The organism is Consotaella aegiceratis, assembly GCF_036541425.1.
GTDB classification, from domain to species: domain Bacteria; phylum Pseudomonadota; class Alphaproteobacteria; order Rhizobiales; family Rhizobiaceae; genus Consotaella; species Consotaella aegiceratis.
The window spans coordinates 44,730-64,690 of the sequence record NZ_JAZHFT010000019.1 but is presented as its reverse complement, the minus strand read 5'-3'; the positions used below and the strand labels follow the sequence as shown (position 1 = coordinate 64,690).

11 protein-coding genes are annotated in these 19,961 nt (G+C 65.7%); 2 read left to right on the top strand and 9 right to left on the bottom strand.

Annotated features, from left to right (window positions below; translation table 11 throughout):
• Positions 1 to 59 precede the first annotated feature (59 nt).
• Positions 60 to 2,432, bottom strand: a complete 2,373-nt coding sequence (gene gltA, locus SMD10_RS13980; RefSeq protein ID WP_331686321.1) for an NADPH-dependent glutamate synthase — start codon at positions 2,430 to 2,432, stop codon at positions 60 to 62.
• Positions 2,433 to 2,815: 383 nt separating this feature from the next.
• Here gltA and SMD10_RS13975 point away from each other — a divergent pair, with 383 nt between their 5' ends.
• Positions 2,816 to 3,421 (top strand): DUF922 domain-containing Zn-dependent protease, encoded by a 606-nt coding sequence (locus SMD10_RS13975; protein WP_331686320.1) that lies wholly within the window; start codon positions 2,816 to 2,818, stop codon positions 3,419 to 3,421.
• Positions 3,422 to 3,541: 120 nt separating this feature from the next.
• On the opposite strand, the gene SMD10_RS13970 is transcribed toward SMD10_RS13975, so the two are convergent.
• Both SMD10_RS13970 and SMD10_RS13965 read right to left on the bottom strand, forming a co-directional pair.
• The gene (locus tag SMD10_RS13970; RefSeq protein WP_331686319.1) at positions 3,542 to 4,567 is read right to left on the bottom strand and encodes an NAD(P)/FAD-dependent oxidoreductase; all 1,026 of its coding nucleotides are present in this window, start codon (positions 4,565 to 4,567) and stop codon (positions 3,542 to 3,544) included.
• Between the two features lie 137 nt (positions 4,568 to 4,704).
• The gene (locus SMD10_RS13965; RefSeq protein WP_331686318.1) at positions 4,705 to 5,025 is read right to left on the bottom strand and encodes a 2Fe-2S iron-sulfur cluster-binding protein; all 321 of its coding nucleotides are present in this window, start codon (positions 5,023 to 5,025) and stop codon (positions 4,705 to 4,707) included.
• A 423-nt stretch (positions 5,026 to 5,448) separates the two neighbouring features.
• On the opposite strand from SMD10_RS13965, the gene SMD10_RS13960 reads away from it, so the two are divergent.
• On the top strand, positions 5,449 to 12,477 hold the full coding sequence (locus SMD10_RS13960; protein WP_331686317.1) for an apolipoprotein A-IV repeat region-like domain-containing protein: 7,029 nt from the start codon (positions 5,449 to 5,451) through the stop codon (positions 12,475 to 12,477).
• Between the two features lie 145 nt (positions 12,478 to 12,622).
• Here SMD10_RS13960 and SMD10_RS13955 read toward each other — a convergent pair whose 3' ends face one another.
• From SMD10_RS13955 to SMD10_RS13930, 6 genes are all read right to left on the bottom strand, one after another.
• Positions 12,623 to 13,222, bottom strand: coding sequence for an ABC-type transport auxiliary lipoprotein family protein (locus SMD10_RS13955; RefSeq protein ID WP_331686316.1), 600 nt, complete (start codon positions 13,220 to 13,222; stop codon positions 12,623 to 12,625).
• 61 nt (positions 13,223 to 13,283) lie between these two features.
• A complete protein-coding gene (locus tag SMD10_RS13950) occupies positions 13,284 to 15,515 on the bottom strand; it encodes an MlaD family protein (protein WP_331686315.1) in 2,232 nt (743 codons plus the stop codon).
• Positions 15,515 to 16,348, bottom strand: coding sequence for an ABC transporter ATP-binding protein (locus tag SMD10_RS13945; protein WP_331686314.1), 834 nt, complete (start codon positions 16,346 to 16,348; stop codon positions 15,515 to 15,517). The genes SMD10_RS13950 and SMD10_RS13945 overlap by 1 nt, the downstream gene beginning before the upstream one ends.
• A complete protein-coding gene (locus SMD10_RS13940) occupies positions 16,329 to 17,534 on the bottom strand; it encodes an ABC transporter permease (RefSeq protein ID WP_432757243.1) in 1,206 nt (401 codons plus the stop codon). The genes SMD10_RS13945 and SMD10_RS13940 overlap by 20 nt, the downstream gene beginning before the upstream one ends.
• A gap of 395 nt (positions 17,535 to 17,929) precedes the next feature.
• Positions 17,930 to 18,964 carry a glycosyltransferase family 4 protein gene (locus SMD10_RS13935; RefSeq protein ID WP_331686351.1) on the bottom strand — a complete coding sequence of 345 codons (1,035 nt, stop codon included), beginning with the start codon at positions 18,962 to 18,964 and terminating at the stop codon, positions 17,930 to 17,932.
• On the bottom strand, positions 18,964 to 19,812 hold the full coding sequence (locus tag SMD10_RS13930; protein ID WP_331686313.1) for a UDP-2,3-diacylglucosamine diphosphatase: 849 nt from the start codon (positions 19,810 to 19,812) through the stop codon (positions 18,964 to 18,966). Before SMD10_RS13930 ends, SMD10_RS13935 begins: the two co-directional genes overlap by 1 nt.
• Positions 19,813 to 19,961 lie beyond the last annotated feature (149 nt).

The following is a 19,961-nucleotide window of genomic DNA, read 5'->3' as shown; positions in this document are numbered from 1 at the left end:
CAGCCGAGTGCGTTTCCAGCCCGACTGAAGAGATCCCGCCGGCGTTGCGGCGGCGGCGCTCAGCCGGCGGCCGGCAAATCCTCGGCACCGAGTTGGGAGGCTTCCGCCGCCGACAGCGGCTGGGGCGCCACATAGGCGTCGATTTCCTCCGCCGTAGGCGGCCAGGTCGTCTTGCCGTTGACCAGCCAGGTCGCGATCGCCTTGGCGGCTCGCCGACCCGCCCCCATGGCGAGGATCACCGTCGCCCCGCCGGTGACGATGTCGCCGCCGGCGAAGATGCCGGGCAGGTTCGTCGCCTGCGTGTCGTCGTCGGCGACGATGTAGCCCTTCCTGTTGAGCGCCAGGTCCGGGGCCGACTGGGCAACGATCGGATTGGCCTTGGTGCCCAAGGCGTAGATGACGGTGTCGCACTCGATGGTGACGTATTCGCCGAGCGGCACCGGCGTGCGGCGTCCGTTCTCGTCGGGCTCGCCGAGCGTCATCTTTTCCACCTTCATGCCGATCACGTCGCCCTCCTCGTCGGTGATGATGGCGGTCGGCGAATGCAGGAAGTGGAATTCGATCCCCTCCTCCTTGGCGTGGCGCAGCTCTTCCAGCCGAGCCGGCGCCTCGGCCTCCGAACGGCGATAGACGCAGCGCACGTCCGGCACGCCCAGCCGCTTGGCGACGCGCAGGCAGTCCATGGCGGTGTTGCCGGCGCCGATGACGACCACCGACTTGCCGACCGAGATCGGCGTGTCGGCATAGGGGAAGTTGTTGCCGGTCATCAGGTTGACCCGGGTCAGGAATTCGTTGGCCGAATAGACCTGTCCGGCGAACTCTCCCGGGATGCCGAGGAAGCTCGGCGCGCCGGCGCCGGCAGCGATGAATGCCGCCTCGAAACCCATCTCGCCCAGCAGTTGCTCCAGCGTGAAGGTCTTGCCGACGACCTTGTCGGTGAGGAATTTGACGCCTCTGTCCTTCAGCACCTTGATCTCGCGGTCGATGATCTCGCGCGGCAGACGGAACGGCGGAATGCCGTATTGCAGGACGCCGCCGAGCAGATGCAGCGCCTCGAACACCGTCACGTCGGCGCCGTAGCGGCACAGGTCGGCCGCCGCCGCCAGGCCCCCCGGACCCGAGCCGACCACCGCCACCTTGCCGAGCCGGCTTTCGAACCGGTAGGGCTCGACCTTCATCCGGGCGGCATGATCGCCGACAAAACGCTCCAGCCGACCGATCGCCACGGGTTCCATGGATTTGGCGAGCAGGCAGTGCTTCTCGCACTGGTTTTCCTGCGGGCAGACGCGCCCGCAGATCGACGGGAAGATCGAGGTGGCGAAGATCGCTTCGCGGGCCCCGTCGAGGTCGTGGACCAGCAGATGGCGCACGAAGCCGGCGATGTCGACACCGACCGGGCATCCTTCGACGCATCTGGGATTGCGGCACTGCAGGCAGCGCTCGGCCTCGCGATAGGCGTCCTCGGCGGTGTAGCCGAGATTGACTTCCAGGAAATTGCGCGCCCGCTCCACCGGATCGCGCTCCGGCATCTTCACCTGGGTCGGCTCGATGTCCTTCAGCTTCTTGTAGGTGCGCTTGCCCTGCTTGAAGAGGATCTGGTCGAGATTGCAGACATGGTCGAACTGCCTGTTCGCTTCTTCCTCCTGCCGCTTGAAGCGCTTCTGGCGCAGCAGCAATTCCTTGAAGTCCACCTGATGACCGTCGAAGTCGGGGCCGTCGACGCACGCGAACCTGACATCGCCGGCGACCGTCACGCGGCACGAGCCGCACATGCCGGTGCCGTCCACCATGATGGTGTTGAGCGAGACCATGGTCTTGATGCCATACGGCCGGGTCAGGTCGGCGCAGGCTCGCATCATCGGCAACGGACCGATGGCGACGACCAGATCGACTTCTCCGGTCTCGACAATCTCGCGTAGCGCTTCGGTGACGAAACCCGGACGGCCGTAGCTGCCGTCGTCGGTGCAGATGACGAGCTCGTCGCTCGCCTCGGCGAACTTGTCTTCCCAGAAGACCTGACCCACGGTGCGGAAGCCCATGATCGACGTCGTCCGGTTGCCGATCTGCTTGGCGGCGCGCAGCTGCGGATAGACCGGTGCGACACCGAGGCCGCCGCCGACGAAAACGACGTGTCCGACATTTTCGATATGTTGCTGCAGGCCGAGCGGTCCGACGAAGTCGGCGAAGACATCGCCCTCCTCGAAATGGTCGCGCATGTAGCGCGTGGTCTTGCCGGCGGCCTGGGTGACGCAGGTCACCGTCCCGCGTTCGCGATCGTAGTCGGCGACCGTCAACGGGATCCGCTCGCCGCCTTCGTTGAGGCGCAGCATGACAAACTGGCCGGGCTGTGCCGCCCGCGCCACATCCGGTGCCTGGATCTCCCACAAAAAGACGGTTTCGGAGAACTGCTCACGGCGAACGATTTCGTACATCGGCTCCTCCCAAAACGGCCGATCGACCGGCCGCCGAGTGCAACTCACGCGGCCGGCTCCTCCATGATGGCCGGTCCCGTTCCTGATGGCGATCGCGCCGAATCCTAACCAGACGGCGCGTCGATCATGCCCTTGCAGCGATGGCGATGGCCGGGACGGTATCGTCGAACGGCTCGCGATGCTTTGTCGCATGATTTAGAAAAATTCTTGACTGCCGTAGCAAGAATTCCAATGGGACAGGATGTCGCATCTCCATTGCCCGTGCCGCCACGCGGAGAGACTTCCTTGCTACAGACGCCACTTGTCTTCGTCCCCTTCGACAAATGACTTGTTTTGCGACACCAAAGAGTTAGCCTGAAATGCGGATGACGGCGGAGGGTAACATGAAGGTTTCCATCATTTGCGGCTTGGCGCTGTTGGCCCTCTGGCCGGCCTCTTCCGGCCGTGCCGCCGAGATCCGCGAACACACGAAATACTTCATGGTGCGGGGCACCTCGCTCGAGGAACTCGATCAGGAGCTGAGCCGTCACGGTCCCGTCATCGAAGGCACCGGCATGCACCATCCCGCCTCGACGGAAGTGAAGTTCGACGGACGCGTCACCTACAAGCAGACCGGCAACCGTTGCGAGGTCGACACCGCCAATCTTCATCTCGCGCTCACCATCACGCTTCCGAAATGGCAGCCGCGCAAGGCGGCCTCGCCCGAGGTGACGCTGATCTGGAAGACACTGGAAAGCGACATCCTGCGGCACGAACGCCGGCATGCGGAGATCGCCAAGTCCTGGCTGAAGCGCACCGAAATGGCGGTCCGCAATCTCGGCACGGAACCGACCTGCGCGCGCATGGAAGAAAAGGTCAAGGCGACGACCGCGCGCTATCTCGCCAATCACGAGAAGGCGCAGGTCGATTTCGACAAGCGCGAGGGGCGCGAGATCGGCTGGCGCCTCCGCCGAGCCTTGCGCTGGGCCGTCGACGAAGCTTCGCAATGAGGCCGCCCAGGGACTGCCGTAAAACCGCGTCGTGAAGGATCGACGAGCATCAGCCCTGGCAACTCCGGAGCGTCGTACGCATGGCGTCCATACGCCGCCAGCGCCATGCGTTCGTCGGCTTTATGCCACGCCAAGCTTCTTCTGCAGATTGGTCGACGACGTCGTGTACTGGAACATCACCTTGTCTTCCGGGTGCACGACCTTCTTTGCCGCCGGAGCCATCAGGGCCGCCTCGTGGAAGCCGGACAGGATGAGCTTCAGCTTGCCGGGATAGGTATTGATGTCGCCGATGGCGAAAATGCCGGGCTCCGAGGTCTGGAATCGCGCCGTATCGACCTCGATGAGGTTTTCGTTCAGGTTCAGCCCCCAATCGGCGATCGGTCCCAGTTTCATGGTCAGGCCGAAGAATGGCAGCATGCGGGTCGCTTTGACCTCGACATCGCCGTCGGGCGTGCGGACCATAGCGCCTTCCATCCGGCCATCGCGTCCGACGAGGCTGCTCACCTGGCCGATGCGCAGATCGACCGAGCCGTCTTCGATCATGGCCATCACCTTGGACACGCTGTCGGGCGCCCCGCGAAACTGCGGGCGCCGGTGAACCAGCGTCATGCTTCGCGCGATCGGCTGCAGGTTCAAAACCCAGTCGAGCGCCGAGTCGCCGCCGCCCACGACCAGCACGTCCTCGTCGCGGAAATCGTCCATCCGGCGGACGGCATAAAAGACGCTGGTGCCCTCGTAATCCTCGATGCCGGGCACCGGCGGGCGTTTCGGCTGAAACGAGCCGCCGCCGGCGGCGATCACCAGCACCTTGCAGTCGAACACGGTGCCTTCGTCCGTGGTCACGAGAAGGCCACCGTCCGCCTGCCGCTCGAGCCCGACGACCATCCGCCCGAGATGGAAGGACGGTTCGAACGGCTTGACTTGTTCCAGCAGCCTGTCGACCAGGGCCTGCCCCGTGATGACGGGCCAGGCGGGAATGTCGTAGATCGGCTTCTCCGGATAGAGTTCGGCGCACTGGCCGCCCGGTTTGTCGAGGATGTCGATGAGATGGCACCGCAGGTCGTAAAGACCGAGCTCGAAAACGGCGAAAAGCCCGACCGGCCCGGCCCCGACAATGACGACATCCGTCTTGATTCGCTCCATCACACGCTCCTTGCCGGTTGCCGACCCGCGTTGCACGGCCGGTTTTGCGCTCCAAGCGAGATCATGGGGATGACGGCGATACGAAGGCGAATGGTTCAGCTGCTCGCCGTCCCCTCACCCCACGGATCGGTCTCCTCGCCTCAACCCTGTCGCTCGGGCACGTGAAGCACCAGGCCGTCCAGTTCGTCCCGGATCTTGATCTGGCAGGACAGCCGGGAGTTGGGCCGCACGTCGTAGGCGAAATCCAGCATGTCTTCTTCCATGGGCTCCGGCTCCCCCAGGACGTCGGCCCATTCCCCCTCGACATAGACGTGGCAGGTGGCGCAGGCGCAGGCGCCGCCGCATTCGGCGTCGATGCCGGGGACTGAGTTGCGCACGGCATTTTCCATGGCCGTCGATCCGTCGGGCGCGTCGATCTCGAAGCGGCTGCCGTCTTGTGTCACAAAGGTTATGGTTGCCATGCTGTTCGTACTCGACCGAGGAATAAAGAATTAAGGAAGGCGGAGGATCGCGCTGTCGCTGCGAATCGAGGCTGGGTAAGGATAACGGACGCGGCCAGTCAACCGTCGGCGCCCGAGTCCGGCCCCTCTCGATCAGGGCCTTTGGCGAGCCGCTCGGAGCCGCGGAACGGCCCGAACCTTAGCCGGAACCGCTCATTATCATTAACCTTATGTTTAAACTTGTATGGGTCGTGCGGAATCACGGTTTCCTTCAATCCAGCCTACCACTACCTTATGTGGACCAAAGCTGCCACTGGTTGACGTCGGTTGTACGTTCGTCCAGCGGTGGCAAAGTCGTTGTCCGTCGGCAGATCGGACATTGCGACGATGCACTGTGATCCGATCCTTGCGGGCGGGTTTCGGTCGGAGGTTTGAGGCACGGCTATGGCGACACCGAAAACATCAGAGCTGCTCTCCGAGGATGCGGTGAACGAACTCGAAGAGGCGCTGAAGGCCGACTTCCTGGGCGACAGCGACCCCGAGACCGCCCCCGTTGGGACCCAGGGATCGGCGGCCGGACATGTGGAGGCCGAGGCGCTTTCGCCGCGAGAAATAGACATCGACTTCGAACTCGCCGACTTCGATCGCAAGCTCGAAGAGGCGGCCGACGCCCTCCTCGTCGAAGATGAGATCGCGAGCGGCGTTCGCGCCGCCGACGAAGCGGCAGCGACCGCCCCCGCCATCCCCGCCTCGACCGACGCCGGCGAGAGGGCTGCCGGCATTCTGCGCGGCCGCTCCGAACTGGAGGCGCAGCGTCGAGCCGAGGCGGCCGAACAGGCCCAGGCCGCCGCCGGACGCCCCTACCAGACCGCCGCCGCCAATGACGAGGAGCGCCGTGCGGCCGTCATGGCGCGGGCGCTGCTCAATCGCCACCCGTCGCGCGCGCCGCTGTGGATTGCGGCCGCCGTCTCCGCCGTCTGGGTGGGGCTGACGCTGCTCGCCGCCGATGCCATTTTCGGCCCGGCCTTCTTTGAGCTTCCGACCGCCCTTTCCGGGGCGGAGGACATTGCCGACCTCGTTGCGGTGGCGGCGGTCGCCCTCCTGCCCGTTCTGCTGATCTTCGCCTTTGCCATCATGGTACGCCGCTCTCAGGAACTGCGGCTGACCAGCCGTGCGATGGCTGAGATCGCCCTGCGTCTGACCGAGCCGGAAACGGCGGCTACCGAGCGGGTGATGAGCGTCGGCCAGGCGGTCCGTCGCGAGATTGCCGGTCTCAACCAAAGCGTCGAGCACGCGCTCAATCGTGCGGCCGAGCTCGATCGTCTGGTCCATGGCGAGGTGACCGCGCTGGAGCGCGCCTATGCCGATAATGAGGCGAAGCTTCGCACGCTGGTCGAAGATCTGGCGGAAGAGCGGGAATCGATGCTGTCGCATGCCGAGCGGCTGCGGTCCTCGATCATCGGGTCGCACCAGCGCCTGGCCGAGGATGTCGATACGATTTCCGAGCAGGTCGCCCAGCGCATCCACGAAGCCTCCGCACGCCTCGGCGGCGTACTTGAGGAACGTGCGGAGCAGCTCACGGCCACCTACACCGACCAGGGCCGCACCATCACCGAGTTGTTCGACGCACAGAGCCGCCGTTTCCTCGAGGACCTGACCCAAGGATTGAACGAGCGGACCGAACGCGTCGCGCAGTTGCTCTCGGAGACCAACACCCACACAATGGGCGATCTCGACCGGCGGCTCGAGAAGATCGAGGTGACCTTCAACGAACGGGGGTCCGCGATCCTGGGGGCGATCGAAAATCAGACCGCAGCGATCGGCGACACGACCAGCCGGATGACGCAGAACCTGGAGCTGCACTCTTCGGAGTTCCTGCGCACCCTGACGGATCGCACCGGAGCGATCGGCGAAGTGCTCACCGCCAGCCAGGCAAGCCTGTCCGGTGCTGCCGACGAGGCGTTGACACGGGCCGCGGCCAGCTTCGACGACAAGGCCGCGGAACTGCGCGGGTCTCTGGACCAGCGCATCGGCACGCTGAGCTCTCTGCTCGACAGCCGGTCGAAGGTGTTCACCGTCAACCTCGATGAGAGGACGGCGGAACTGCGCACCGCGCTCGATCAGGGCGTGCGCACCATCGAAACCCTGATGGATGGCCAGTCGGAGGCGATCGGCACCACCGTCGACCAGCGCGTCGCCGCGCTTCGCAACCAGCTCATCTCGCTCGATCATTCGCTGTCCGATGCGGGCGGTCGCTTCGACGAGCTCATGCAGGCGCGCCGCGAGGAGATCGAGCGCGCGGTCTCGGAAGGCCTGGACGGATTCGCCCAGGTGGTCGACGGCCGCCTGAGCGCCGTTTCCGACGCGCTCGGCAGCCGATCCCAGGAACTGGAGGCCTCGATCGCCTTCACGCATCAGAGCATGATCAGCGACCTCGACGAGCGCGGCCAAACCATCGCGGCCGCCCTCGAAGATCGCATTCGTTATATGCAGGATCTCCTGCAGGGCGCCGAAACGTCGCTCGTCGCCGGCATCGAAGACAAGACGCAGACGCTCGCCGGCTTGCTGGAAGAGCGCGGCATCTCGTTCGAAAACCATATCGAGACGGTACAGGGCAGCATCGCGGACGGCCTCGATCAGCGGATCGCGGCCTTGTCGGACCTGCTCGGCGAGCGCGCCGACATGATCGGTGGCGTGGTCGACGACAGAATGGCCAACCTTCTCGACGCGTTCGACGGACACACCGGCACGTTCGCCGCGGAGATCTCCGACCGTCTGACGACCGTCCAGTCGGTCCTCGACGAAACCCGCGCCGCGCTGGCGGGCGGTCTCGACGAGCAGCATGGACAGCTGCGCACGCTGATCGACGAGCGTGTCCATCGCATTCGTGCGCTCACCGAGGAAAGCCGTCAGGGTCTGGCGGCAGCGCTCGACAATCGGATCGACGCCTTCGGCCGCGCGCTGGACGAGCGCTCGGCGAGCTTCGGCCAGATCGTCGACACCAACGCGGCGACCATGCTGACCGCGGTCGAGTCGGCTCTGGGACGGCTGATCGACGGTCTCGCAAGCCGGACCGACCAGCTCCACGCCACCACCGAGCAGTCGCGCCTCGCGCTCACCAGTTCGATGGCCGATCAGATCGCAGCGATCCAGCATCTGCTCGATCAGGCGAAGGGCGCCCTGCTCGCCGGCTTCGACCAGCGCAGCCGCAATCTGGTGGCCGACCTGGCGGAACGCACGTCGCAGGTCACCGGCGATCTGTCGCGCCAGTCGCAGGCGGTGGCCGAGGCCGTCGAAGCCGCCCAGGGCCTGCTCGGCGACAATCTCCACCAGAAGCTCGACGCCATGCGCTCCTACTTCGAACAGCAGACGAACGCGCTGCTGTCGTCGGTCGAGGCGGCTCAGCAGCTTCTCAGCGACGAGTTCAACGAGCGCCTGTCGCACATCCATGCTTCGCTGGACGGCGCGAGCACGGCGCTGCTCGGAGGGATCGACCAGCGCACCGAGCGCCTCGACATGGCGATGCGCGACACCACGGTTCGTCTCGACGAGACCCTGGAGACCAAGGCTCTGGCGCTTCGTTCGATCGTCGAGCAGGCGCGCGCGCTGTTGCTGGACGGCCTGGACGAGCGCATGCGCGCGATCCATGAGATCGTCGACGGCTCCGAAGGCAGCCTGCTCTCCGGTCTCGACGAACGCAGCCAGCGCCTCGCCGGCGAAATCAGCCGGGGCGGCTCGGCGATCACCGCCAATATCGAGGCGCAGATCCGCACTCTCGTCGACAATCTCGACGGCGCAGATCGGCGGCTGAACGAGGCGCTGACCGAGCGGCGGGATAGCCTGGCCGGCATCATCGAGGACGTGTCGCACTCTGTCGCGGCCACGCTCGGCGATCGCGCCGACGACGTCCGGCGGACCATCGAGGCGAGCATCGACGGCGTTGGTGACGTGCTGAATAGTGGAACGAGCACGCTCTCCATGGCCCTGGCCGACCGCACCACGGCGATCAGCAACGCACTGGAGCGTGGTCTCGGCAATATCGAGCGGACGCTCAACGAGCGGGCTGCCGCGACGGCGGCAACCCTGCGCGAGACGATCACGGAAGCGACGGCGGCGATGGTTGCCGGCGCCGAAGTCGCTCGCCAGAATCTCGAGAACGAAACGCATCGCTTTGCCTCCAGCGTCGACGGTATCGGCGACATCTTCCAGGCCTCCGGCGAGGCGGCCCGCACCAACATCGCGGCGGAGTCCGATCGCCTGTCCGAGCGGCTGGCGACGATCGCCGAGGATCTGCGGCTCAAGTCGGAGACGGCCCGCGGCGAACTCACCACGGAAGGCGAGCGTCTGGCCGAAAGCATCGCCCGCGCGGCCGAGATGATCCAGACGTTGTCGGAAGGCACGCGCGAACGCTTCTCCGACGAGGCTCGGGCGCTTGCCGACAGCATCGCCGGAATTTCCGAACAAATGCGCGTCGATGCCGAAGGTGCGCGTGAGAGCCTGGCCGGCGAAAGCACGGCCTTCATCACGCAGATCAGCGGCGCCTCGATCGCCATGCGCTCGGAAGCCGACACGGCGCGCGACCAGCTCAAGCAGGTTGCCGAGGAAATGGTCCACGGCCTCTCGGGCTTTGCCGAGCAGCTGCACGGCGATGCCATGGAGACCCGGCGCGAACTGGCGCGGCAGGTCGAAGGTATCGTGGGCGAGTTGACGACGGCGGTCGATCGGCTGCGTGATGCCGGCAGCGACACCCGCGAGCGGTTCGTCGCCGACGCCGAGATCATCGCCGAGCAGGTGGAAGCTGCCGCGGAGGCCATGCGTCAACGCACCGAACTGGCCCGCGACGCCCTGCGCGAAAACACCGACGCCTTCGCCAAGCGGCTCTCCGGAGCATCCTTCTCGATCCGCTCGGAGACAGAACGGGCGGCCTCCTCTCTGGAAGAGCGCGCGGCGCGGTTCTCCGAGGATCTCTCGGATCTCTCGTCGCACCTGGCCGACTTGCTCGGCTCGTCGTCCGCCTCCATGCGCGGCGATCTCGACACCGCGACGGCAACGATCCGGACCGAGCTTGAAAGCGCGGCCGATACGGTGCGCAGCGAAATGTTCGGGGTGGCGGGCCGGCTGCGCGACGAGGTCACCGATGCCTCTTCGGTGCTTCTGCGCGATGCCGAAAGCGCCCGTGAGGCGATCGTCGTGCAAGGCGGCGAACTGGCCTCCCAACTTGCCGGAGTCTCCGGCGCCATCCGCGCCGAGGCCGACCGGGCTCGCACCGAGCTCATGGACTCGTCCTCCGAACTCATGCTGGCGCTCGACGAAAAGACCGCGACCGCCGTCGGCGCCGTGTCCGAAATGCGCGAACAGTTGGCGCGCGACATTGGTTCGCTCGTCGGCCGCCTCGCCCAGACCAGCAGCTCGCTGCGCGGCCTTGTGGAAGAGACGTCCGGAAATCTCGGCGCCATCGACGGCGTGTTGCAGGAGACCAGCGGCCGCTTCACCGCGAGCGCCGAAAAGGCGGCGGAGGCGATCACCCTCTCCTCGACTCGCCTCGACGACAACATCGAAAAGCTTGATCGTCTGTCGCTCTCGGCCTTCGACAAGGTCTCGTCCATCGCGGGCCGGTTCGACGAGCAGGGCGCGATGCTGACGCAGGCCGTGGGCCTGATCGATACTGCGCAGCAGTCGCTGCAGACGACGCTCGAAGACCGCCGCAGCGGCCTGGAAGAGCTGTCTGCGGGTCTGGTCGCCCGGTCGGAGGAGATCGGCGGGCTGATGCGCTCGTTCGAAGAGGTGATGAACGGCCTGTTCGACCGGACCGAGCAGCGTTCGCGGCTTCTCTCCTCGCAAGTGTCGGCCGACGTCGGCGCGGCGCTGGAGGAAGCGGACAAGCAGGTGCAGGCCACGGCCGAGCGCTCGCGCACTGCGGCCGAGGACATCCGTACGTCGATCCGCTCCGCCATCGACGACGCAGGCAGCCAGTTCAACGAAGCCGTCAAGGATCTCGACGGCCAGATCGAACTCGCCACCCAGCGCACCAACACCTTGGCCGACGCCATCCGGCGGGCGGTTCAGGCGGCGGTCGACGACGCCACGAGCCAGTTCGGCACGACCACCGAAACGGTCGAAAGCCAGATGGAGACCGTCACGCGGCGTGCGAACGAAGTCGCCGAATCGATCCGCAACGCCGTCCAGGCTGCGGCCGAACAGGCGGCGAGCCGCTTCTCTGGCACCACCGAGGCAGCCGAACAGCAGATGCAGGCGATCACCGAGCGCTCCGAAACCGTCGCAGCGGCGATCCGGACGGCGGTGGAAACCGCGATCGGCGAGGCGACCACCCGCTTCTCCAGCGCCACTCAAGGCCTCGAAGAGCAGATGGAGGCCGTTTCGCAGCGCTCGCACGGCATGGCCAGCGACATCCGCGAGGCGGTGCAGTCGGCGATCGAGGACGCCACGTCGCGCTTCGACGACGCCACCGAGGAGGTTCGTCGTGCCGCGACAGAGATCCGGCGGGAGCTGGAGGCCACGCGCGGCGACGTCAAGCAAGGCGTGTTCGAACTTCCGGAAGAGATCAAGGAAGGCTCTGCGGCCATGCGCCGGGCGGTCGCCGACCAGATCCGCGCGCTGCGCGACCTGAGCGAGATCGTTTCGCAGTCAGGCCGCGCGTTCGACGTCGGCGCACGGCGCGACGGACCCGCTTTGCCCGTGGCGGAGAAGGAGGTCCGGGCCGAGGCTCGCTCGGCGCTTCGGCCGGCAGCGCGTCCGGACGATCAGACGGCGGCGCGCGCCGTTTCCGAAACCAAGGCGGCCGACGAGGAAAGCGCCTCGAACGAAGCGCGGCTGGCCGGCTCGTTCATGAGCGACGGCAACCTCGCCCGCAATCTCCGGGACACGGGCACGGGTACCGCCGAGACCGGCGCGTCCCCGGCCGAGCGGCGCTTCGCCCGGCCGACGGGTCCGATGGGGCCGCGCCCGTCGTCCAGCGGCGGCTGGGTCTCCGACCTGCTCCGCCGCGCATCGCGGGACGAGGACGAGCCGTCTGCGCCACGTCCGGTCCAGCCGTCGCGCGCCGAGCGGCCGAGCGTCGGCGCGCTCTACGGTCCGACACAGCCGAGCCGTGAGGACCGTTCGCCCGAGCACGTGGTGGATTCCCTGAATTCGCTGTCGGTGGACATCGCGAGGGCGATCGATCACGACGCGTCGATGGACCTCTGGGAGCGCTATCGCAACGGCGAGCGCAACGTGTTCACTCGCCGGCTCTATACGCTCAAGGGACAGCAGACGTTCGACGAGATCCGTCGCAAGTATCAGGGCGATCCGGAGTTCCGCACGTCCGTCGACCGCTACCTGTCGGACTTCGAGCAACTGCTCGCCGACATCGCGCGGAACGATCCCGACAACAGCGTGACGCGGGGTTATCTGGCCTCCGATACCGGCAAGGTCTACACGATGCTCGCCCATGCCTCCGGCCGCTTCGGCTGAGGCCGGCTGGACATAACCAAGCGCGCGCAGGCTCTGCCACTGGAGCCTGCGCATCAAAACACGAAACCCGCCGAAGCAGCTTCGGCGGGTTTCGTGTTTGATAGGGGTTGAGGCAGACCAGTCGAGCGAAGACCGGTCCGGTGGATCAGAAGGCGGCCAGCGCCCAGTCGACGATCTGGTGGGAAATGCGGTCGAAGGCGCGATCCATGGCCGCGATCCGTTCCTCGTTGCTGCCGCCCTGGACAGGCTCGCTCGTCTGGAACACCCGGCTCGCTCTCACCTGGCCGTCCCGGTCGTTCAGCGCCTTCACCGAAATCTCGATGACGGCCTGATTGCCCTGCCAGACTGCGATCTCGAAACGCCGAAGCTCCATTACGATCTGATAGTCGATCGCCAAGCCCTGCCCGGGCACGCCGACGGCGCCCACCCGTCCGCTGTTTTCGAAGGCCTGCAGCATCCGCAGCTGGACCATGCGCGTCAGGCGATCGCTCCACTGTCCACCGGCCAGATATTCGACCGTATAAGGCGTCGTCTTGACGAGGATGTTGTCGCTATCGAGAGTGCGCAGGGCCGTCGGCTCGGCGATCAGGATCTGCGCGCGGCTTCGCGAGGTCGCGTTCTGGGGCGGCTCGGGCGAGGATATCTCGAACGTATCCGGCGGCGCCTCGGATGGTCCCAGCGCGGCGCAGGAGCCGAGCGCCAGCGACATCGCCGCGATGAGACCTGATCTGACGGCCGTATTCATAGTCGTCCCCTTGCTGTCGCGGCGAGCCCGCTGGCCCCGCCGTTCCGGTCGACGCGGCGCCTCAACGCCGCGTTCGCCCGTCATACTGTTTTACGGTGTCGCCGCCATAGATGATGCGGCTGGGATTGTCGGAGAAGCTGGTGACCGCTTCCTCGATCCGATTGACCGAACGGGTGACGTCGCGGACCAGACCCTGGACCTCGCGCAGCCCGGTTCCGGTGAAGGTCTGCAGGTTGCCGGCGATCGGCGTGATCTGCGACTTGAGCGACAACGCCGTCTCGCGGATGGCGGTCAGTGTGGAACGAACGTCGTTGCTCAGGCCCTCGCCCTGCTTGCCGAGCAGATTGTCGAGCGAGGCCAGCAGTCCGTCGACGCGGTCCGACGCGGCATTCAGCTTGGCGCTCATCTCCTGGACGTTGGTGATGACCTCGTTGATGTCGTCGCGCCGCGCGTTGATGCTGTCGGCCACCTGAGCGATGGAGTCCGCTGCGTCGGCCACGTTGGTTGTCGCCGACGAGACGTTGTCGACCGCCTTGTTGATGGTGTTCGGGTCGATCGCGGCCAGGATGTCGTCGACACGCAACCGGGTCCCGTTGAACCCGGTGAGCGCCGTATCGAGCGTGCGCACCGTGATGTTGACGCCGTCGATGATCGACTGGATCTCCCCCGATTTCTCGTTGAGCGATGCGGCGAGACCGGCAACGTCGTCGACGGTCGCCGACACCTGGTTGCTGTCGATCGAGGAAACGATCCGGTTGGCCGATTCCAGCGTGTCGTTCAACCGCGTGCTGGCTTCCGTCACGTTGTCGGCGATGGGCTGCAGCCGGGCGATGAAATTGTCGATCTGCTCGCGGTTGCCTGCCAGCATTGCCGACAGCTCTTGGATGCTGCGCGTCGCGCTGGTCACGTTGGTGATCGCCGCATCGATATCGTCGCGCCGCGCACCCACGGCCGAAGCGACATCGGAGACGTTCGAGGCCGCGCTCGATATGTTTTCGATCGTCGAGGTGATCCGCGTCGGATCGACGGCCGCCAGCACCTCGTTGGCCGAGCCGAGCGCGGCGTCGGCCTTTTCGGCTACGCTGCTGACCTGGCTGGCGATGGGGCTCAACCGATCGATGAAGCCGTCGATCGCTTCTCGCTTGTCGGCGATCGTCGCCGTCACCTGATCGATATTGCGCGTCGCATTCGCCACGCTGGAGATCGCCGCATCGATATCGTCGCGGCGCCCGCCGACGGCCGTGGCGACATCCGAGATACCCTGGGCTGCGTTGGAGATGCTGTCGATCGTCGCAGTGACCCGCTCCGGATCGACGGCCGCCAGGATCTCGTTGGTCGAGCCGAGCGTCGTGTCGGCCTTGGTGGCGACCTGACTGACGGTGTCGGATAGCGGTCCGAGATTGGTCAGGAAGCGGTCGACGCTGTCGAGATTAGCCTCGATGGTCTCGCCGACCGAGTTGAGGCTGTCGGCGACCCGGGAGGCGCTTTCGACCACACTTGCGATGTTCTGCGACTGCTCGCGCAGCGTATGGGCGGTGGCGGCAACGTCCGCGACGGTGCTGCTGACGGCCTGCGGGTCCACCGCTTCGAGGATGCCCTGCGCGGTGTCGATGGCGCCGGGCAGCTGCTTGGCGACTGTATTGGCGGAATCGGCCAGATCGCCGACGCTGGCGAGGAAGGTGTCGATGTCGTCGGAGTTGGCGGCCAAGCTCGCCGTGAAGCGGCGGACGTTTTCGGACGTGTCGGCGATGTTCGCCGCGGTTTCGTGCACGGCGGGGCCGACGTCGTCGACCATGCTCTCGAACTGCGACAGAATGTTGTCGGCGCGTTCGGCGATATCGCGGGCGGTGGCGAGGATGTCGGTCACGTCCGACGGATTCGCCTTGATGACGGGCAAGGCGCCCTGCGACTGCGCTTCGGTGATGATGTTGGTCTCGCTGACGTCGCCGCCCTTCAGTTCGATGAAGGCGATGCCGGTCAGTCCTTGGAAGCCGATATTGGCCTGGGTCGACCGCGTGATCGGGGTCGTTGCGTCCACCATGGTCGTCGCGATGACGACGCGTGGATCGTTTCGATCGATGCGCAACTCGCGCACCTCGCCGACCCTCAAGCCGTTGAACAGCACCTGGCTGCCCTGGCTGAGGCCGGTCACCGATCCCTCGATGCGGACCAGAAGGGGCACCTGTCGGCCGCTCTCCGAGTAGGTCGCCGACCAATAGACGAAGCCGAACCCGAGAGCGAGAACCACAAGAGTGAAGATGCCCACCAGAACGTAGTTGGCTCTTGTTTCCATCACAGGCTCTCCCCGGCTGGTTCCGCCTCTGCCCCCGGCGCCACGATGGCGCGTGCGCGCTTGCCGTGGAAATACGACCGGACCCAAGGATCGTCGCTGTCGAGCATCGTCTCGAGCGACCCTTCCACGAGCACCTTCTTGCGACCGAGCACCGCGATCCTGTCGCATGCCTGATAGAGGCTGTCGAGATCGTGTGTCACCATATAGACGGTGAGGCCCAGCGTATCGCGCAACGTCCGGATCAGGTCGTCGAACTCCGCCGCACCGATCGGGTCGAGCCCCGAGGTCGGCTCGTCCAGGAAGACGATGTCGGGATCGAGCGCCAGGGCACGGGCCAGCGCGGCGCGCTTGATCATGCCGCCCGACAGCTCGAAAGGGTATTTGTCTGCAGCGTCCGGCTGCAGGCCCACAAGTTCGATCTTCAGCTTGGCGAGATCGCGCATCAGCGACGACGAGAGGTCCAGATATTCGCGCATCGGCACCTGGATGTTCTCCAACACGGTCAGCGAGGAGAACAGGGCACCGTGCTGGAACAGGACGCCCCAGCGCTGCTCGACCGCCAGCCGATCCTCGTCGCTGGCGCGGTCGTAGTCGACCCCGAAGACCTCGATGGTCCCGCCCTGCTTGCGGTTCAAGCCCAGAATGGTGCGAAGGAGCACCGACTTGCCGGTGCCCGAGGCGCCCACGAAGCCGAGGATCTCGCCCCGCCGGACATCGAGCGACAAGGCGTCCAGCACCGTCTTGCCGTCAAAGGCAACGGTGACGTCCCTGGCGCGGATCACCACTTCGGGCTCCGCCCGGGATCCGTTTGGTTCAGTACCCGATCGCTGCATAGAAAATCGCAAAAATGCCATCCACCAGGATGACGAGGAAAATCGCCTTGACCACCGATGCGGTCACGTGAAGCCCCAGACTCTCGGCGCTGCCGCCGACCTTGAGACCTTCGCCGGAGGCCACGAGGCCGATGATGATTGCCATGAACGGCGCCTTGATCAGTCCGGCGAAAACCGTCGAAATGTCGATCGCGTCGCGCAGTCGCTGGATGAAGGCGTCCGGCGGAATTCCGGAATAGGCCCAGGTCACGCCGATCGCCCCGAGCAGGCTCGCCAGATCGGACAGGATGGTGAGCAGCGGCAGAGCCAGCGTCAAGGCCACCAGCCGCGGAAAAACCAGGACGCCGATCGGGTTCAGTCCGATCACCTGAAGCGCGTCGACCTCCTCGCGCATCTTCATCGATCCGATCTCGGCGGTGATGGCACTGCCGGAGCGGCCGGCGATCATGATCGCCGTCAGCAGGACGCCGATCTCGCGCAGAACCAGGATGCCGACCAGATCCACCACGAAGATCTCGGCACCGAAATAGCGCAGCTGGAAGGCACCCTGCTGGGCGATGATCCCGCCGATGAGAAAGCTCATCAGCGCGATGATCGGCACCGCCTTCACCCCCATCCGGTCGACTTGATTGACGATGGCGGCGGGCCGCAGCTTGGCCTTGCCGGTCATGCGACGGCCGGCTCCGTGAAGCGACGCGCCGACGATGTGCAGCCACGTCAGAACCTCGCGGCCCATCACGAACATCGCTTCGCCGATCGTCGCCAGCCCATCCGTCAGGCTGAAGCGCCGGGATGGCGCCGGTTGCGGCTCCTCCCGCTTCAGGGCATGGGCGACCGCTTCAAACAGCGCGGCATGCGGGCCGACGCCGGCCATTTCGACGGTCCGCCCCTTGGCCGAGAGCGATCGCGACAGGCGCTCGACCAGATAGGCGCCCGCCGTGTCGATGCGGCCCGTCTCCGAGCAGTCCAGAACCAGCGTGTTGCCGAGCTCCGCCTGTTCGGTCTCGGCCACCGTCTTCTCGACGGATCCCACGGTCCGGGCCAGCCAGTCGCCAGCCAGGCGAAGCACGATCCGGTCGCCCTCCCGATCGGCCGTCAGGCTTGGAGGCGTCACCTGCTGAAACAGGGGGTGCAAACGCTCGCCGGCGTCCTCGACGGACGAATCAGTCGTCTCGGCCGCGCTCAAGCCGCTCTGCTCCGGAAGGCGGAACGAGACCGGCAGATCCGGATGTCGCAATCGTCAGCGACCGCCGACGCCCACGTGGAACCCGGACCTTCGTCGCAGCAAAGGAACGGATACGAACGCGCTGTCGGGCATTTCGGCATTCGGACTCAACCTCGTTGTCGATGGCGGGCCCCACGGCCCCATCCTCGATCGCCAGCACCGCCTTAGCACAGAGCGCCGGCAGTTCGCTGCGGAACTTAATAGCCCGTTAACGGTCTGTCATGGCACGCGCCGTACCATGACACAAAGCGAGCGGTTTTTTGGAGGAAGCGTCGTGCGTCGGCAACACCGCAAAGGCGCAGCCTGCTCGGAGCCGGGAGATCCCGAGCCAGCATCGACGGGTAAAAACCGCCGGATCAGCTTGCCAGCGGCAGCATCTCAGCATCGATGCCTGGCAGTCGCTGCGCCACCGTAGACAGGAAGACGTCGGCGCAAGCCTCCCAACGGAAGGCGCGCGAACGCTCCAGAGCAGCGGCGCGATCCAGCGTCAGGGCTTGCAGGCAGGCGGTTCTGAGATCGCCCGATATATGGCCGGCGCCGGTCGCCGCGATCACGTCGAGCGGCCCCGGTTCGGGATAGGCGGCAACCGGCACGCCGCAGGCCAGGGCTTCGATCAGGACGATGCCGAAGGTGTCGGTCTTCGACGGGAATACGAACACGTCCGCGGTGCTGTAGTACTGCGCCAGCCTCTCGCCGGTCTGGGAGCCCGCGAAATGCACGTCGGGATAGCGTCGAACCAGATCCTTGAAGGAGGGCCCATCGCCGACGACCAGCTTCGAGCCCGGCAGATCGAGGTCGAGAAAGGCCTCGATGTTCTTCTCCGGCGCCAGCCGCGACACCGTCAGGAAGATCGGCCGCTTCAGTCCGAGATCCAGGCTTTGGCGCGGACGAAACAGCGATTCGTCGATCCCGCGCGGCCAGGTCACCAGTCTGCCGAAACCCTTGGCCGCCAGCGACTGCCGGACGGTATCACTGGGCACGAGGCAGGCGGCCGCGGGCCGATGAAACCACCGCAGGAAGGAATAGGTCACCGGCTCGGGAATCGGCGCCCGCCGCCGCAGATATTCGGGAAAGCGCGTATGAAAGCTCGTCGTGAAGGCCCGCCCTGCCCTGAGCGTCGCCCGGCGTGCCGCAAGGCCGATCGGCCCCTCGGTGGCGATATGGACGACATGAGGATCGAAGGCCGCGATTCGCTGCGACAGAACCGCCGAGCGGGCGAGTGCCAAACGGATCTGCGGATAGCTCGGACACGGGATCGTGCGAAAATCCTGCGGCGAGACCACCAGCACCTCGATGTCACGTTTCTGCAGTTCGGCAACGAGGTTCGACAGCGTGCGCACCACGCCGTTGATCTGCGGAAACCACGCATCGGTGGCGATCAGAATTCGCATCACGCCGCTTCTCCGATAGCGACGGGCCTTGGCTCCGGTTCGCGGCTGCGCGCCGCGGCCTTGTCCTGCGGCGCGGTGAGCGGACCGCGCAGTTCCGTCCAGCGGATCAGCTCGAATGCGCCGTCGTGGCGCTCGGCAACCGCCGTGCAGCTTTCGACCCAGTCGCCGGTGTTGACGTACTCGATGCCGGCGCGTTCGCCGATCACCGCGTGATGGATATGGCCGCAGATCACGCCATCGCAATTCTGGCGTCGCGCCTCTTCCGCCAAAGCGTCTTCGAAGGCGCCGATGAAGCTGACCGCATTTTTCACCTTGAGCTTGGCCCAGGCAGAAAACGACCAGTAGGGAAAACCGAGCTTGCGCCGGACCGTGTTGAAGACGACGTTGATGGCGATCGCCGCGTCGTAGGCCCAATCGCCCAGATAGGCGAGCAGGCGCGCATTGCGCACCACGACGTCGAACTCGTCGCCGTGCATGATCAGAAAGCGGCGGCCGTCGGCGGTCTCGTGGACATGGCTCGCCTTGACCTCGATGCCGCCGAAATGCTCGCCGAGAAACTCGCGCAGGAATTCGTCGTGATTGCCGGGGATATAGATGATCCGGCTGCCCTTGCGCGCCTTTCGCAAAATCTTCTGGACCACATCGTTGTGCAGCTGCGGGAAATGCCAGTTGCGCTTCAGGCGCCAGCCGTCGACGATGTCGCCGACCAGATAGATCGTCTCGGCGTCGTGGCGTCGAAGGAAATCCACAAGCAATTCGGCTTGCGCCGCCTTCGAGCCGAGATGGACGTCGGAAATGAAGAGCGCCCGGAAATGTCTCGCCCCGCTCGGTTGGTGCGTCGTGGACATCGGTCTGCCACCTATGCTTCTTGGTCGCGGCTCCCCATGCCCGATTCACGTATCAGTCGTATGACGCAGCCTTCCGCACACGGATTTCGAAGTTTTGCGACGCAAGCCGATTCAATATCGTCGCACTCCTCCGATTGAGGTTTCACCAG

Excerpts from the sequence above, each read along its gene's own strand:
- gltA (WP_331686321.1), bottom strand. The coding sequence starts at position 2,432 with ATGTACGAAATCGTTCGCCGTGAGCAGTTCTCCGAAACCGTCTTTTTG.
- SMD10_RS13975 (WP_331686320.1), top strand. The coding sequence starts at position 2,816 with ATGAAGGTTTCCATCATTTGCGGCTTGGCGCTGTTGGCCCTCTGGCCG.
- SMD10_RS13965 (WP_331686318.1), bottom strand. The coding sequence starts at position 5,025 with ATGGCAACCATAACCTTTGTGACACAAGACGGCAGCCGCTTCGAGATC.
- SMD10_RS13960 (WP_331686317.1), top strand. The coding sequence starts at position 5,449 with ATGGCGACACCGAAAACATCAGAGCTGCTCTCCGAGGATGCGGTGAAC.
- SMD10_RS13955 (WP_331686316.1), bottom strand. The coding sequence starts at position 13,222 with ATGAATACGGCCGTCAGATCAGGTCTCATCGCGGCGATGTCGCTGGCG.
- SMD10_RS13950 (WP_331686315.1), bottom strand. The coding sequence starts at position 15,515 with ATGGAAACAAGAGCCAACTACGTTCTGGTGGGCATCTTCACTCTTGTG.
- SMD10_RS13945 (WP_331686314.1), bottom strand. The coding sequence starts at position 16,348 with ATGCAGCGATCGGGTACTGAACCAAACGGATCCCGGGCGGAGCCCGAA.
- SMD10_RS13935 (WP_331686351.1), bottom strand. The coding sequence starts at position 18,964 with ATGCGAATTCTGATCGCCACCGATGCGTGGTTTCCGCAGATCAACGGC.
- SMD10_RS13930 (WP_331686313.1), bottom strand. The coding sequence starts at position 19,812 with ATGTCCACGACGCACCAACCGAGCGGGGCGAGACATTTCCGGGCGCTC.